Source organism: Dietzia maris (assembly GCF_036287335.1).
GTDB lineage: Bacteria > Actinomycetota > Actinomycetes > Mycobacteriales > Mycobacteriaceae > Dietzia > Dietzia cinnamea.
The window spans coordinates 1,296,739-1,310,619 of the sequence record NZ_CP143053.1 but is presented as its reverse complement, the minus strand read 5'-3'; the positions used below and the strand labels follow the sequence as shown (position 1 = coordinate 1,310,619).

Annotated in this window: 12 protein-coding genes; 4 read left to right on the top strand and 8 right to left on the bottom strand. The window is 73.1% G+C overall.

Translation table 11 applies throughout. The annotated features are described in order from the left end of the window. Position 1 precedes the first annotated feature (1 nt). Positions 2-832, top strand: a complete 831-nt coding sequence (locus VYL96_RS05990; RefSeq protein WP_131884851.1) for a DUF1206 domain-containing protein — start codon at positions 2-4, stop codon at positions 830-832. A 10-nt stretch (positions 833-842) separates the two neighbouring features. On the opposite strand, the gene VYL96_RS05985 is transcribed toward VYL96_RS05990, so the two are convergent. The 5 genes from VYL96_RS05985 to glnA form a co-directional block, all read right to left on the bottom strand. Further along, on the bottom strand, positions 843-1,391 hold the full coding sequence (locus tag VYL96_RS05985) for a DUF732 domain-containing protein (RefSeq protein ID WP_243699549.1): 549 nt from the start codon (positions 1,389-1,391) through the stop codon (positions 843-845). A 15-nt stretch (positions 1,392-1,406) separates the two neighbouring features. After that, positions 1,407-2,372 (bottom strand): endonuclease/exonuclease/phosphatase family protein, encoded by a 966-nt coding sequence (locus tag VYL96_RS05980; protein ID WP_243699550.1) that lies wholly within the window; start codon positions 2,370-2,372, stop codon positions 1,407-1,409. Further along, positions 2,369-2,773: a hypothetical protein gene (locus tag VYL96_RS05975; RefSeq protein ID WP_243699551.1), complete on the bottom strand. Its 405-nt coding sequence runs from the start codon at positions 2,771-2,773 to the stop codon at positions 2,369-2,371. Before VYL96_RS05975 ends, VYL96_RS05980 begins: the two co-directional genes overlap by 4 nt. A gap of 86 nt (positions 2,774-2,859) precedes the next feature. Beyond that, entirely contained in the window at positions 2,860-5,958 is a 3,099-nt protein-coding gene (locus tag VYL96_RS05970) for a bifunctional [glutamine synthetase] adenylyltransferase/[glutamine synthetase]-adenylyl-L-tyrosine phosphorylase (RefSeq protein ID WP_131884993.1), read from the bottom strand. Positions 5,959-5,969: 11 nt separating this feature from the next. Continuing rightward, a complete protein-coding gene (gene glnA, locus VYL96_RS05965) occupies positions 5,970-7,310 on the bottom strand; it encodes a type I glutamate--ammonia ligase (protein WP_070721793.1) in 1,341 nt (446 codons plus the stop codon). Between the two features lie 199 nt (positions 7,311-7,509). Here glnA and panB point away from each other — a divergent pair, with 199 nt between their 5' ends. Further along, on the top strand, positions 7,510-8,391 hold the full coding sequence (gene panB, locus VYL96_RS05960) for a 3-methyl-2-oxobutanoate hydroxymethyltransferase (RefSeq protein WP_131884853.1): 882 nt from the start codon (positions 7,510-7,512) through the stop codon (positions 8,389-8,391). 83 nt (positions 8,392-8,474) lie between these two features. Beyond that, entirely contained in the window at positions 8,475-9,407 is a 933-nt protein-coding gene (pip, locus tag VYL96_RS05955; RefSeq protein ID WP_243699570.1) for a prolyl aminopeptidase, read from the top strand. Positions 9,408-9,452: 45 nt separating this feature from the next. Here the strand turns inward: pip and VYL96_RS05950 are convergent, their stop codons facing one another. Together VYL96_RS05950 and VYL96_RS05945 are read right to left on the bottom strand one after the other, a co-directional pair. After that, positions 9,453-10,271, bottom strand: coding sequence for an SDR family NAD(P)-dependent oxidoreductase (locus tag VYL96_RS05950; RefSeq protein WP_131884994.1), 819 nt, complete (start codon positions 10,269-10,271; stop codon positions 9,453-9,455). 62 nt (positions 10,272-10,333) lie between these two features. Continuing rightward, a complete protein-coding gene (locus VYL96_RS05945) occupies positions 10,334-11,845 on the bottom strand; it encodes a flavin-containing monooxygenase (RefSeq protein ID WP_131884855.1) in 1,512 nt (503 codons plus the stop codon). A 117-nt stretch (positions 11,846-11,962) separates the two neighbouring features. Between VYL96_RS05945 and VYL96_RS05940 the strand changes: the two genes are divergently transcribed. Then, positions 11,963-13,597 carry a CYTH and CHAD domain-containing protein gene (locus VYL96_RS05940; RefSeq protein WP_165928413.1) on the top strand — a complete coding sequence of 545 codons (1,635 nt, stop codon included), beginning with the start codon at positions 11,963-11,965 and terminating at the stop codon, positions 13,595-13,597. Between the two features lie 67 nt (positions 13,598-13,664). On the opposite strand, the gene VYL96_RS05935 is transcribed toward VYL96_RS05940, so the two are convergent. Then, positions 13,665-13,838 carry an SPOR domain-containing protein gene (locus tag VYL96_RS05935; RefSeq protein ID WP_007630414.1) on the bottom strand — a complete coding sequence of 58 codons (174 nt, stop codon included), beginning with the start codon at positions 13,836-13,838 and terminating at the stop codon, positions 13,665-13,667. Between the last annotated feature and the right edge of the window lie 43 nt (positions 13,839-13,881).

Here is a 13,881-nt window from a genome sequence, read left to right as displayed (position 1 = left end):
CATGAACTCGCCGCTGCGTTCCCGTTCCGCCACCGGCACCGCACGGTCCGCGTCCGGCGCCGCCCGGTCCGCCGTCGACCACCCGGCGCTCGAGTGGCTGGCCCGCGCGGGCTTCGTGATGAACGGCGTGGTGCACCTCCTCATCGGCTGGATCGCCGTGCGGATCGCCCTGGGCTCCGGCGGCGGCGAGGCCTCCAACTCCGGCGCGCTCGCCCAGATCGCCTCAGCGCCGGGCGGCACGATGATGCTCTGGGCGGGCGCGGCGGCGTTCATCGCCCTGGGCCTGTGGCAGGTCGTCGAGATGCTGCTGGGGTCCGAGGAGGCCTCCGACCGGCTCAAGGCCGGCGCGAAGGCCGCCGTCTACGTGGCCCTGGGGCTGACCACCGCACGGTTCGCGTCCGGCGGTGGCGGGTCCGATTCGGAGACGGCGTCCGACGCCACGGCCGGCCTGCTGGGCTCGGGCGCCGGGAAGGTGGTGCTGGTGGTCGTGGGTCTGTTCCTGCTCGGCGTGGGCGGCTACCACGTGTACAAGGGCGCGACCGCGAAGTTCGTCGAGGACCTCGAACGCACCGGCCGCGGTGAGATCGGCCGCGCGATGGTCATCGCGGGGCGCGTCGGATACGTCGCCAAGGGGGTGGCGCTGGCGATCCTCGGTGGGCTGGTGATCGCGGCCGTCGTCACCGCGGACCCCGAGAAGGCCGGCGGGCTGGACGCCGCGCTGCGCACGGTCGGCGAGCAGCCCTTCGGCCAGGTGCTGCTCGTCCTCACCGGCGCGGGCATCGCCCTGTTCGGCGTGTACTCGATCGCGCGGGCCCGGTTCGCCCGCATGTGAGCGACGGGCCTCAGCCCAGCTTGGGAAAGTTCTCCGGGCAGTAGGTCCCCACCGCGGCGCCGAGGAAGAACCCCTGCCCGTCCGGGTCGAGCCCGGCGCGGTCGCCGAGCCAGCCGGACACCTCGTCCATCTGCTGACCGCCGTCGAAGCGACCGCACGCCTCGGTGGCCGTGGCGACCGGGTCCACGCCCGCGGGCAGTGTCACCCCGCGACGCTGTAGCAGCACCGCGAAGTCGCCGGCGCCCGGAGCGGGCGGAGCCGGCGCGGCGGACGGGTCCGCACCCGGTGCGGGCGCGACCTCCGCGGGCGGCGGTAGCGGCTCCGGCTCGCCGGGCATCGGCTCGGGCTCCGGCGACTGCGGCGGGGGCGGCGGTACCGGCCCGGTCGGCTTCTCCGGCAGCTCCTCGGCGAACGGGGTCGCAGGCGCCGATGTGGTGGGCTCCGCCGACACCTCCGGCGCCTCCCCCTCCACGGTCGCCCCGCCGCACCCGGCGAGGACGGCCGCCAGCACCGCGCCGGTGGCGACGACGACTCCGGCCGCGCGCGAACGTGTACTCATGGTGCGCATGGTAGGTCACCCTCCGCGGGGAGCGGGCAGACGCACCGTGGCGAGCACGCCCAGATGGTCGGTCCTGTCCACCTCGACGGTCTCCGTCTCCCCCACCGCGACCGCGCCCCGCGCCAGCACGTGGTCGATCCCGATGAGCGGCGGGAACCGCCGGCCAGCCGGCCAGGTGGGCACCCGGCCGTCACGGCCCCCGGAGACCGAGTCGGTGTACCCGAGGTCGCGCAGGTCTCGGAACCGCACGTGGTCCCAGGTGGCGTTGAAGTCCCCGCCCACGATCACCGGGGCCGGACCCGGCAGGCTGCCCAGGTACCACCGCAGGCGGTCGGCCTCCTCGACCGCCAGGGCTGCGTCGAAGACGGGGGCCACCGGGTGCGCGGCCACCACCGTCACCGGCCCGCCGGGCCCGGCCATCTCCGTGAGCACCAGCCCCAGGCTGAAGCCGGGCACGCGCTCCGGCGCCGAGAGCGGGAACCGCGACCACACGGCCACCCCCTGGGCGGCGGGCGCGGTGGCGGCGGCCTCGTGAGGGAGCAGGCCCGTCAGTCCGGCGGTGCGCAGCGCGTCCGCCGACTCCGGAGTGGTCTCCACCGTCAGGAGCAGATCCACCCCGCCGGTGCGTACCGCCCGTACCACGTCGTGCGGGGCGGCCCGGCCGTACTCGAGGTTCTGCACCATCACCCGCACTCCGACGCCCTCGTCGTCGTCGACCTCGGGTGCCGGCCCCACCAGCGGCGCGTACTGGACCACGCCGACGCCGACCAGCGCGACGGACACGATCCCGAGCAGCACCGACCGGGCCCGCACCGCGGCGATGAGCGCGACCAGGGAGAACGCCCAGAACGCGACGGCGAAGGACGCCAGGACCGGGACCACGGCGATCTCCGCGCGGGAGTGGTGCAACGCCACCCCCGCCGCGGCGACGAGCGCGGTGAGCACCGCGACGGCCCGGGCGACCGGGTGCCGACCGCTCAACGCAGGAACTTGCGCAGGTCTCCCAGCGCGGCGATGACCCGGTCGAGATCGTCACCGTTGCGCACCATCGAGCGCACCGTCTCGGCCACCGACGCGACGGTCGGCGACGCGACGGTCGGCGACGCGACGGTCGGCGACGCGACGGTCGGCGAGGACGGCGACGCGGAGGACGGGTCGACAGGCTGACCCACCAGGGCGCCGGAGGCCGCGCGGGCCGCACCGGGGCGGCGACGATCCGGGCCGAGCTCCACCTCGAAGCGGTCGCCCTTGTCGTCGGAGCCGATGCAGCGGACCCGCTCGTCGGCCGGGACGCCGGCCGCGCGCACGGCGTCGACGAACTCGTACAGCTCCCCGTACGTCACGCCGTCGAGGGTGAGGGTGAGGTTCATGGTCACAGGCATGCGCCCAGGTTATCGGCGCGCGGGCCCCGGGCACATCGGGGACGACCCCCATCCGCACCCCGACCCGCGCCCGGACGCCGGTGGCGTCAGTCCTCGCCCCAGAACACGCGGTCGACCGCGCGGCGGCCGTGCCGGGTCACGCGCAGGTACTCGTTGAGGAACTCCGCGCCGTCGGCCCTGCCCGTGCAGATCATGGCCACCGCCGCGAGGATCTTGCCCTGGCCCGGCAGCTGGTCGACCGCCTTGCCGCGCGCGAGGACCAGCGCGTTGCGGGCGTGGCCGGCCATGAGCCACGACTGCACCAGCGCGTCGCGTTCGCCCTCGGACAGCAGCTCCGCGGAGGCGGCGGCCTGCAGCGCCTCGAGGGTGGAGGTGGTGTGCAGTCCGGGAACCCGGGCGGCGTGCTGCATGGTGAGCAGCTGCGCGCACCACTCGACATCCGCCAGGCCGCCGCGCCCGAGCTTGGTGTGCGTGGCGGGGTCCGCGCCCCGCGGCAGGCGCTCGGAGTCGATCCGCGCCTTCATCCGGCGGATCTCCTGGACGACCTTGGGCGGCACGCCGTCCTCCGGGTACCGGAACACGTCGATCATGTGGAGGAAGTCCAGGCCGAGGTCGCGATCGCCGGCGGCGAACGAGGCGCGCAGGAGCGCCTGCAGCTCCCAGGTGTCGGCCCAGGTGGAGTAGTAGGCGCGGTAGGAGGCCAGGGTCCGAACGAGGAGGCCGTTGCGCCCCTCGGGGCGCAGGTCGGCGTCCAGGTCGAGCGGGGGGTCCGACGACGGCGTGGACAGCAGCCTGCCCACCCGCTCGGCCACCTGCGTGGCCCATCGGACCGCCTCGTCCTCACCCGTGCCGTCGGTGGGCTCGCACACGATCATCACGTCCGCGTCCGAGCCGTAGGACAACTCGTTCCCGCCGAGTCGGCCCATGCCGATGTAGGCGATCCGGGCCGGTACGCGGCCGTCGGCGGGCATCATGTCGCGCACGACGGCGGCGAGTGACGCCTCGAGCACCGCACGCCACACGGCAGTCAGCCGCCTGCCCACCTCCGGCACGGAGATCATGCCCAGCACGTCGGCGGCGCCGATCCGCGCCAGTTCCGCTCGCCGCAGAGACCGGGCGGCGGCGATGACCCGCTCCGGCGTGGGGTGCCGGGCCGCGGACGCCGTGAGCGCCGAGGCGATGTCCGAGACCTTGGCCGCGACCAGCAGCGGCCCCTCCGCGCCGTCGGTGAGGTCGGGGATCACCTCCGGGTTCCGCATGAGCAACTCCGCGACGAACGCCGACGTACCCAGCACCCGGACGAGGCGGCGGGCCACGATGCTGTCGTCACGCAGCGTGCGCAGGAACCAGGTGACCTCCTCGTTCTCCTCACACAGTCGGCGGTAGGCCAGCAGGCCCGCGTCCGGGTCAGGAGTGTCGGCCAGCCACTCCATGAACGTCGGCAGCAGCAGCGCCTGGATCCGGCCCCGGCGGCTGCTCTGCCCCGCGAGCGCCCGCAGGTGCCCGAGCGCGTTGCGCGGGGCGGCGAACCCGAGCGCGGCCAGCTGCCGCTCCATCGCCTGAGGGCTGAGCGAGAGCGCTTCGGCGTCATAGGACGCGATCGAGTCGAGCAGCGGACGGTAGAACAGCTTCGAGTGCAGGCGGCGCACCCGGCGGCGCAGCTGACGCAGGCTCTGCCGCAGCACCTGGGAGGCGTCGTTCGGCCCGTTCGGCCGGATGTGCGCCGCGCGGGCCAGCCAGCGGTACGCCTCCTCGTCGTCGTCCTCCGGGAGCAGGTGGGTGCGCTTGTACCGCTGGAGTTGCAGGCGGTGCTCGAGCAGGCGCAGGAACTCGTACGCCGCGACCAGCTCGGCGCCGTCCTCGCGCGCGATGTAGCCGCCGTCCCGCAGTGCGGCCAGCGCGTCGACAGTGCTGGTCACGCGTAGGTCCTCGTCCGTGCGGCCGTGGACCATCTGCAGCAACTGGACCGCGAACTCCACGTCGCGCAGTCCCCCGCGGCCCAGCTTGAGCTCGCGCTCCCGCAGCGCCTCGGGCACGTTCTCCTCGACCCTGCGGCGCATCGCCTGGACGTCGTGGACGAAGTCGTCGCGCTCGGCGGCGGTCCACACCATGGGGTGGACGATGTCGTGGTACTCGGTGGCCAGCGCCATGTCACCGGTCATTGGGCGGGCCTTGAGGAGCGCCTGGAACTCCCAGGTCTTGGCCCAACGCCTGTAGTAGGCCGCGTGCGAGTCGACCGTGCGCACCAGCTCACCGGACTTGCCCTCGGGACGCAGGGCGGCGTCCACCTCGAAGAACGCCATCGACCCGATGCGCATCATCTCCCCCGCCACGCGACCCGTCTTGGCGTCGGCGGGCTCCGCCACGAAGATCACGTCGACGTCGGAAATGTAGTTGAGCTCGCGCGCGCCGCCCTTGCCCATCGCGACCACGCCCAGCCGCGAGGGCATCGGCCCGTCCGGGTAGACGGTGGCCACGGCCACGGCGAGCGCCGCGGTCAGGGCCGCGTCGGCGAGATCGGACAGCCGCCGCCCCACCTCGGCGAACGCCAGTCGCGGCTCGTCGTCCTCCACCGCCGCCGCCACGTCGTGGGCGGCCAGCAGCGCCACCTGGTCACGGTAGGCCGTGCGCAGCACCTTCACGGCCGCGCCGCCGGTGATCCCGGCGCGGTAGGTCCCCGCCGCGCACAGGTCGTCGCGCTGGGTCGGCTCGGGCGCGCCCTCCACCGGGTCCTCGGGCACGGCCTCGACCGCACCGAGCATGGCCGCCGCGACCTCCTGCGGCGAGGGCAGATCGGCGCGCAGGAGGGTCCAGCGGGTCGGCTCGGCGACGAGGTGGTCCCCCAGCGCGCTCGACGACCCCAGCAGGCCGAACAACCGCGCGCGCAGGCGGGGGTCCGAGCGCAGGGCGGAGTCCCACGCGTCCGCGCCCGACCCTGTGCCCGCGGCTCCGGAACCGTCGCCCGCGGCCGCGCCGTCGCCCGCGGCGACGAGCGACTCGCGCAACCGCACGAGCGCACCCAGCGCCAGATCGGGGTCCGGGGCCCGGGACAGCGCCCACAGCACCGGCACCGCGTCGTCGTCGTTCCACCCCAGATAGTCAAGCCAGTCGGCGGCACGGTCGTCGAGCAGGCCGAGCCGCCCGGGGCTCGGCAACCTCGGGCGGGACGAGTCCCTGCTCACGATGCCGCCGCCGGTCACAGGTTGAGGTAGTTGCGCAGTTCGTACGGGGTCACGTCGGTCCGGTACTCGCGCCACTCACGGCGCTTGTTCCGCAGGAAGAACTCGAAGACGTGCTCGCCGAGCGCCTCGGCGACCAGCTCCGACTCCTCCATCGCGTCCAGCGCCTGCTCGAGGCTGCCCGGCAGGTCGGTGTAGCCCATCGCGCGGCGCTCACGGCGGCTCATGGTCCACACGTCGTCCTCGGACTCCGGCGGCAGTTCGTAGCCCTCCTGGACGCCCTTGATGCCGGCGGCGAACATCACCGCGAACGCCAGGTACGGGTTGCACGCCGAGTCCGGGCTGCGGACCTCGATGCGGCGGGAGGACGCCTTGTTGGGCGTGTACATGGGCACCCGCACCAGTGCCGAACGGTTGGCGCGGCCCCACGTGGCCGCCGTGGGCGCCTCGCCGCCACCGATGAGTCGCTTGTAGGAGTTGACCCACTGGTTGGTCACGGCCGAGAACTCGGGCGCGTGCGTGAGGATGCCGGCGACGAACGACTTGGCGGTACCCGACAGCTGGTACTCGTCGTCCGGGTCGTGGAACGCGTTGGAGTCGCCCTCGAACAGGCTCATGTGGGTGTGCATGGCCGAGCCGGGGTGATCGCGCAGGGGCTTGGGCATGAACGACGCCCACACCCCGTTGTTCATGGCCACCTCCTTGACGATGTAGCGGAACGTCATGATGTTGTCCGCCATGCTCAGGGCGTCGGCGTAGCGCAGGTCGATCTCCTGCTGCCCCGGCGCGCCCTCGTGGTGGGAGAACTCCACCGAGATGCCCATGGCCTCGAGCGCCTCGATGGCGTGGCGCCGGAAGTGCGGGGCGGTGTCGTGCACGGCCTGGTCGAAGTAGCCGCCGTTGTCCGTGGGCACCGGCTCGGCACCGTTGGTGTCGAGGTCCTTGAACAGGAAGAACTCGATCTCCGGATGCACGTAGCAGGAGAAGCCGAGGTCGGCGGCCTTGTTGAGCTGGCGCCGCAGCACGTGGCGCGGGTCGGCCCAGCTCGGGCTGCCGTCCGGGTTGTAGATGTCGCAGAAGATGCGCGCCGAGTGCTGGCCGCCGTCGGCGTGCGCCCACGGCAGGACCTGGAAGGTCGACGGGTCCGGCTTGGCGACCGTGTCCGCCTCGGACACGCGGGAGAACCCCTCGATCGCGGAGCCGTCGAAGCCGATGCCCTCGCCGAAGGCCCCCTCGAGCTCGGCCGGCGCCACGGCCACGGATTTCAAGGTGCCGAGCACGTCCGTGAACCAGAGCCGGACGAACCGGATGTCGCGTTCCTCGAGGGTCCTGAGAACGTACTCCTGCTGGCGGTTCATGCCTCCAACCTAGTGCCTGCCGTGTGACGGGCGTGAGTCATCCCCTCGGTCAGACGCGGGCCGACCCCGGGTGACCGCTCGTGGCAGACTCGACCGCGACACCGCGCGGCGGCCGCCGCGCGAGACGTCACCGCCCCCTGTCCCACCCGGGGACCGGCCCCGGCCGGCCTCGAGGCACCGAAGGAAGGCCACACACCTCATGAGCGACACCCCCGACACCCCGGTCTACGGCTCCGGCGCCGCCCCCGGGCAGACGCCGCCCGGCACCGACGGGCAGGAGGGCCTGACGCGGGTCACGCGCCTGCACCACCTCGCCGAACTCAAGGCCGCCGGCGAGCCGTGGCCGATGCTCACCGCCTACGACTTCGTCTCCGCGCGTCTGTTCCAGGAGGCGGGGATCCCCGTCCTGCTGGTGGGTGACTCCGCGGCCAACGTGGTCTACGGCTACGACACGACCGTCCCGGTGACGGAGGACGAGATGATCCCGCTCGTCCGTGCCGTCACCCGGGGCGCGCCCAAGGCGCTGGTCGTGGCGGACCTGGTGTTCGGCAGCTACGAGGCCTCGCCCACCCAGGCCGTGGCCGCGGCGACCCGCATGCTCAAGGAGGGCGGTGCCCAGGCGGTCAAGCTCGAGGGCGGCGTGCGGATGGCGCCGCAGATCCGCGCGATCGTCGACGCCGGCATCCCCGTGATGGCCCACGTCGGCTTCACCCCGCAGTCCGTCAACGGGCTCGGCGGATTCCGCGTCCAGGGCCGCGGGGACGCCGCCGAGCAGCTGCGCGCCGACGCCCGTGCCGTCCAGGAGGCCGGCGCGTTCTCCGTGGTCATGGAGATGGTGCCGGCCGACCTCGCCCGCGAGGTCACCGCGGAGCTGGAGATCCCGACCGTGGGGATCGGCGCCGGGAACGGCTGCGACGCCCAGGTCCTCGTCTGGCAGGACATGGCCGGCCACAGCACCGGCCGGACCGCCAAGTTCGTCAAGCGCTACGCCGAACTGGCCGACACGCTGCGGGAGGCCGCCCGCGAGTACGGCACGGAGGTCCGTTCGCGGGCCTTCCCCGGCGCCGAGCACTCCTTCTGATCGTGGGAGCCCCCGCGATCAGCACCGACCGGGGCGGCGCGCGCCGCGCCCCGTACCCGGAGATCGACCCGTACGAGACGGGCATGCTCGACGTGGGCGACGGTCAACGCCTGTACTGGGAGTGCTCCGGCAACCCGGACGGCGCACCCGTGCTCTTTGTCCACGGCGGGCCGGGCGGGGGCACCGACCCCGCGCACCGCCGCATGTTCGACCCGGCCGTCTACAGGATCATCCTGGTGGACCAGCGCGGGTGCGGGCGCAGCACGCCGCACGTGGCCGACGGCGCGGACCTGTCCGTCAACACGACGTGGCACCTGGTGGCCGACCTCGAGCGGCTGCGTGAGGCGCTGGGCGTCGACCGCTGGCTGGTGTTCGGCGGCTCGTGGGGCTCGACGCTCGCGCTCGCGTACGCCCAGGAGCACCCCGATCGGGTCCGCGGCCTGGTGCTGCGCGGGATCTTCCTGTGCCGCCCGAGCGAGATCGACTGGTTCTACCGAGGCGGCGCCGCGCACCTGTTCCCCGACGTATGGGAGGGCTACCTCGCGCCGCTCGTCGCCGCCGACGGCGCCGACGCCGTCCACGGGCCCGGTTACGACCACGTCGCGGCCTACCACCGTCTCCTGCACTGCGGCGATCCGCGACTCGAGCTGGAGGCCGCCCGGGCGTGGACGACGTGGGAGACGTCCACGTCCACCCTGCTGCCCCGCACGGTCGGCAAGGACGGGGATCCGGACCGGTTCGCGCTGGCGTTCGCGCGCATCGAGAACCATTACTTCGTCAACGACGCGTTCCTGCCGGGTCGGGCGATCCTCGACCGGATGGATCGCATCGCCCACCTCCCCGGCGTGATCGTCCACGGGCGCTACGACGTGGTGTGCCCGGTGGCCAACGCGTGGGAGCTGCACGCGGCGTGGCCGGGCTCCGAGCTGCACATCGTGCCGGACGCCGGGCACGCGATGGCCGAGCCGAGCACCACCCACCACCTGCTCGAGGCCACGGACGCGTTCCGCCCCTGACCCGCGGGCGCGCCGGCGGCCGGGGCCGCGCGAGCGAGCGCCGGCTCAGACCACCCCGAACCGGCGCGAGGCCGCGACCGTCGCCTTCTGGTAGCCGGCCGGGAACAGTCTCACCAGCACGTCGAGGACGTGCGCGTCCGCCCCGACCAGCACGCGGGGACGGCGCCGCTCGACGCCGTCGAGGATGACGCGCGCGGCGGTCGAGGCCTCCGTGCGGGCGAACTTCGTGTCGAAGATGGTGGCGAAGTCGGCGCTGTCGAGCCCCTCGGCCGCGCCGGCGCTACGGGCGACGGCCGTCTTGATGCCGCCGGGGTGCACGCAGGTGACGTCCACTGGGTGACCGGCCGCGAGCATCTCCATCCGCAGCGACTCGGTGAACTGCTGAACCGCCGCCTTGGCCGCGTTGTAGGCGTTCTGCGTGGGCACGGACAGGAACGCGAAGATGCTGGAGATGTTGACCAGGTGGCCGTCGCCGGAGGCGATGAGGTGCGGGAGGAACTCCTTGGTGCCGTGCACGACGCCCCAGTAGTCGACGTCCATGACGCGCGCGATGTCCTTGTAGGAGGACCGTTCGACGGCGCCGGTGAACGCGATGCCGGCGTTGTTGATCACCAGGTGGACCACGCCGTAGTGCTCGGCGACCAGCCCGGCGTACTCGGCGACCGTGGCCTGTTCGGTGACGTCGAGGCGCTGCGAGTGCACGTCGCCGGCGCCGTCGCCGCGGGCCAGCTCGACGGTGCGGGCCAGGCCGTCCGGGTCGATGTCGCTCAGCGCGAGTCGCGCGCCGCGTCGGGCGGCCTCGCGCGCCAGCTCGCGTCCGATGCCGGAACCGGCGCCGGTGACGACGACGACCTTGCCGTGCATCCGCCAGCGGCGCGTGTCGGTCCGTACGCGCCAGGGGCGGGGCAGTCCGGCGCCGCGGGCGCTCACCGCAGGGCCCCCTGCCCGGCGGACGTCGCGGCCGAGAGCTCGGCGGCGCTCCGCCGGTGGTAGGCGCTCAGGTCGAACTCGCGGGTCTGCCGGCGGAAGGCGAGCGTGAAATCCGGCCACACGGCCGGGGCGTTGCCCTTGTCGTCGAGGTACCAGCTACGGCAGCCGGTCACCCAGACGGTCTCGCCGGTGTGCTCGCGCAGCTCGCGGTTGTACGCCTCCTGGACGGCCTCGCGGACCTCGACGGTCTGCAGGTCGTGGTCCCGCATGGTGCGCAGCGCGTCCACGAGGTAGTTGAGCTGGGATTCGATCATGTAGATCATCGACGAGTGCCCGAGGCCCGTGGCCGGGCCGACCAGGACGAACAGGTTCGGGTAGCCGGCCACCGTGGTGCCCTTGTAGGCCTCCATGCCCTCGCTGCGCCACTTCTGCGCGAGGGTGCGGCCGCCGGCGCCGCGGACGCGCTCGAAGAACGGCGAGTCGGTGACGTGGAAGCCGGTGGCCACGACCAGCACGTCGGCGGGGTGCTCGACGCCATCGGCGGTGACGATCCCGCTCTCCGTGACCCGGGATATCGGCTCGGTCACGAGGTCCACGTTGTCCCGGCCGAGCGCGGGGTACCAGGTGTTGGAGAGCAGGATGCGTTTGCAGCCGATCTCGAAGTTCGGGGTGACCTTCTCCCGCAGCGCCCGGTCGCGGACCTGCATCGCGAGGTGCGCGCGGCCGAGCGCCTTGATCGGGGCCAACGCGGCGCGGGTGCGGGTCAGCCCCACCACCTGGAACTCGCGGCTGGCGTACTGCAGGGCCCGGACGGCCTTCTGCAGGCCGGGTACCCGGCGGTACAGCGACCGCTCGAGGCGCGGGTAGGGGCGGTCCATGCGGGGAAGGACCCAGGGCGCGGTGCGCTGGTAGACGTCGAGGTGACCCACCGTCGGCGCGATGGACGGAACCACCTGGATGGCCGAGGCCCCGGTCCCGATCACCGCGACGCGGCGGTCGGCCAGCGGGACCGAGTGGTCCCAGCGGGCGGTGTGGAAGAGGTCGCCCGCGAAGTCCTCGATGCCGTCGATCTCCGGCAGCCGGGGCTCGCACAGGGCCCCGACGCCGAGGACGACCACGCGGGCGTCGTACTCCCCCGCGCTCGTGGACACCGACCAGCGTCCGCGGTCGGCGTCGTACTCGACGGCGGTGACGTCGACCCCGAAGCGGATCTTCTCGCGGACCCCGGTCTCGGCGGTGACCCGACGGATGTAGTCGTAGATCTCCCCCTGCGGGGAGAACGCCCGGGACCAGTCGGGGTTGAGGGCGAACGAGTAGGAGTAGAGGTGGGACGGGACGTCGCACGCCGCGCCCGGGTAGCTGTTGTCGCGCCACGTCCCGCCGACGTCGTGGCCGCGCTCGAGGACCACGAGGTCGTCGAACCCCTCCTGCGAGAGCCGGATCGCCGTGCCGAGGCCGGAGAACCCGGCCCCCACGACGAGGACGTCGACCACGTTCGGCTGATCCACTTCTTCTCCCAACGACGAGTGTGTGATCTGCAACACTCCCGATCTTACCCGCAAGTAAGTCCCGGTTGGGGCGTAGCACGTCGGGCGGTGTTCACCGGCAACTGGTACAACCGGTCCATGACGATCAACGAGACCGTCGAGGTCGAGAGCAAGTTCGAGGTCGACGACGACATCCCGGCTCCCTCCGCCGACGCGTTCGCGCCGCTCATCGCGGACGGTCCGGAGGAGTACGAGCTCTCCGCTGTCTACTACGACACCGACGATCTCTCACTCACGCGGCACAAGGTGACGCTGCGCTGCCGCACCGGTGGGGACGACGAGGGGTGGCACCTCAAACTGCCCGCCCACGCCGGCCGTATCGAACTGCAGGCCCCTCTCGGCGACGAGGTCCCGGACGAATTCCTCTCCGCGGTCGCCGGGCTTGTCCGTCGCCGTCCGCTGGCGCCCGTCGCCCGGGTCGACAACCTCCGGCAGGTCCACACGTTGCGGGACGACGACGGCGCCGCGGTGATCGAGTTCTGTGACGACCACGTCTCCACCGAGGCCTTCGTGAACGGCGGGTCCGCGGCCACATGGCGGGAGTGGGAGGCCGAGATCGTCGATCCGGGGCGGCCCGACGCCCACGCCCATCTCGCGGCCGTCGCCGCCGCGTGCGCGGACGCCGGGGCCACCACCTCGTCGTCGTCCTCCAAACTCGCCCGCGCGATCGGGCCCTTACCGGACGCCGGTGACGAGGGCGTCTCCCCGGTCCGCGACGCCCTGGCGCGCGACCTGGAGAAGCTGCTCGACCACGACCCGGCCGCCCGGCGCACCACCATGGTGGGCGTCCATCAGATGCGCGTGGCGGTCCGCGGGCTGCGCAGCACCATCAGCACCTTCGCCGCCGAGCTCGAGGCCGACGTGGCCGGCACCGATCTCGACCTGCCCGGGCTGCTCGCGGAGCTCAAGGTCCTCGCCGCCGTTCTGGGCAAGCTCCGCGACATCCAGGTGGTCGACGAGCGCCTCGAGGAGGTGGCCGCCGGATACCCCGAGGACGTGGTGAGCCCGCAGACCCGTCAGCGCCTGCGGACGGAACTCGACGCCGAGGCCCGGCGCGCGGGCGAGCGAGTCACCTCGGCTCTGCTCTCCGACCGGTACATCGACCTGGTCGACCGGCTCCACGAGCTGGTCCGCGTCGCCGGCGTCGGCCCCTCCGGCGCGGGCGACGAGGGCGACGCCGCGGCCGACGGTGCTGAGGCGAAGGGCGGCAAGAAGAAGCGCCGCGAGGCCGAGGACCTGATGCTGAGTGGCGTCGACCGCCAGTTCAAGAAGTTCACCAAGGCCCGCACCCGCACCGAGCGCGACCTGGCCGAACTCGACCTCACGCTCGCCGAGCGGGAGGAGCTCACCCACGTCGTCCGCAAGCGCGCCAAGGCCCTGCGGCGCAATGTCAACGCCCTGTCCGGGACGGACGAGCTCACCGTGGCACCGCTGCGCGACGCCTGTCAGCGCCTGCACACCGTGCTCGGGGACGTGCAGGACAGCGTGACGGCCCGGCAGTGGCTACGCCGGATCGCCCGCCGGGCCGAGACGGCTCACGAGTCGACCTTCGGGTTCGGGGTGCTGTTCGAGCACGAGCGCGGCTTCTCCGAGCACGCCCTCGACGGGTTCGAGAGCGACGCCGCGGCGGTCACGGCCGCCTACCGCGAACTGTCGGAGTCACGGCGCGCGGCGCGCAAGCGCCGGAAGAAGGGCAAGAAGAGAAAGAAGTAGGGCGGCGAGAAGAGTCGCCGGGGCCTGCTCGACGCGGTCGACGCCCGCGCGGGGTCGCCGAGCCCGGTCAGTCCTTCTCGTCCTCGGCGTCCCACGCCTCGTTGCGGGCCTTGGCCTTGGCCAGCGCCGCCTCCGCCTCGGCGCGCGTGGCGTACGGGCCCATCCGGTTGTCCCAGTTGGTCACCTTGCCCTGCAGTGCCTGACCTGTGGCGATGTCGTAGTACCACTGCTCTTCCGACACGGCGGACCTCCTCGGATCGACGGGCTGGGCGTGCACCCATGAC

What these genes read in the sequence shown, in the direction of transcription:
- VYL96_RS05990 (WP_131884851.1), top strand. Translation starts at nt 2, where the DNA reads ATGAACTCGCCGCTGCGTTCCCGTTCCGCCACCGGCACCGCACGGTCC.
- VYL96_RS05985 (WP_243699549.1), bottom strand. Translation starts at nt 1,391, where the DNA reads ATGAGTACACGTTCGCGCGCGGCCGGAGTCGTCGTCGCCACCGGCGCG.
- VYL96_RS05975 (WP_243699551.1), bottom strand. Translation starts at nt 2,773, where the DNA reads ATGCCTGTGACCATGAACCTCACCCTCACCCTCGACGGCGTGACGTAC.
- glnA (WP_070721793.1), bottom strand. Translation starts at nt 7,310, where the DNA reads ATGAACCGCCAGCAGGAGTACGTTCTCAGGACCCTCGAGGAACGCGAC.
- panB (WP_131884853.1), top strand. Translation starts at nt 7,510, where the DNA reads ATGAGCGACACCCCCGACACCCCGGTCTACGGCTCCGGCGCCGCCCCC.
- pip (WP_243699570.1), top strand. Translation starts at nt 8,475, where the DNA reads ATGCTCGACGTGGGCGACGGTCAACGCCTGTACTGGGAGTGCTCCGGC.
- VYL96_RS05950 (WP_131884994.1), bottom strand. Translation starts at nt 10,271, where the DNA reads ATGCACGGCAAGGTCGTCGTCGTCACCGGCGCCGGTTCCGGCATCGGA.
- VYL96_RS05940 (WP_165928413.1), top strand. Translation starts at nt 11,963, where the DNA reads ATGACGATCAACGAGACCGTCGAGGTCGAGAGCAAGTTCGAGGTCGAC.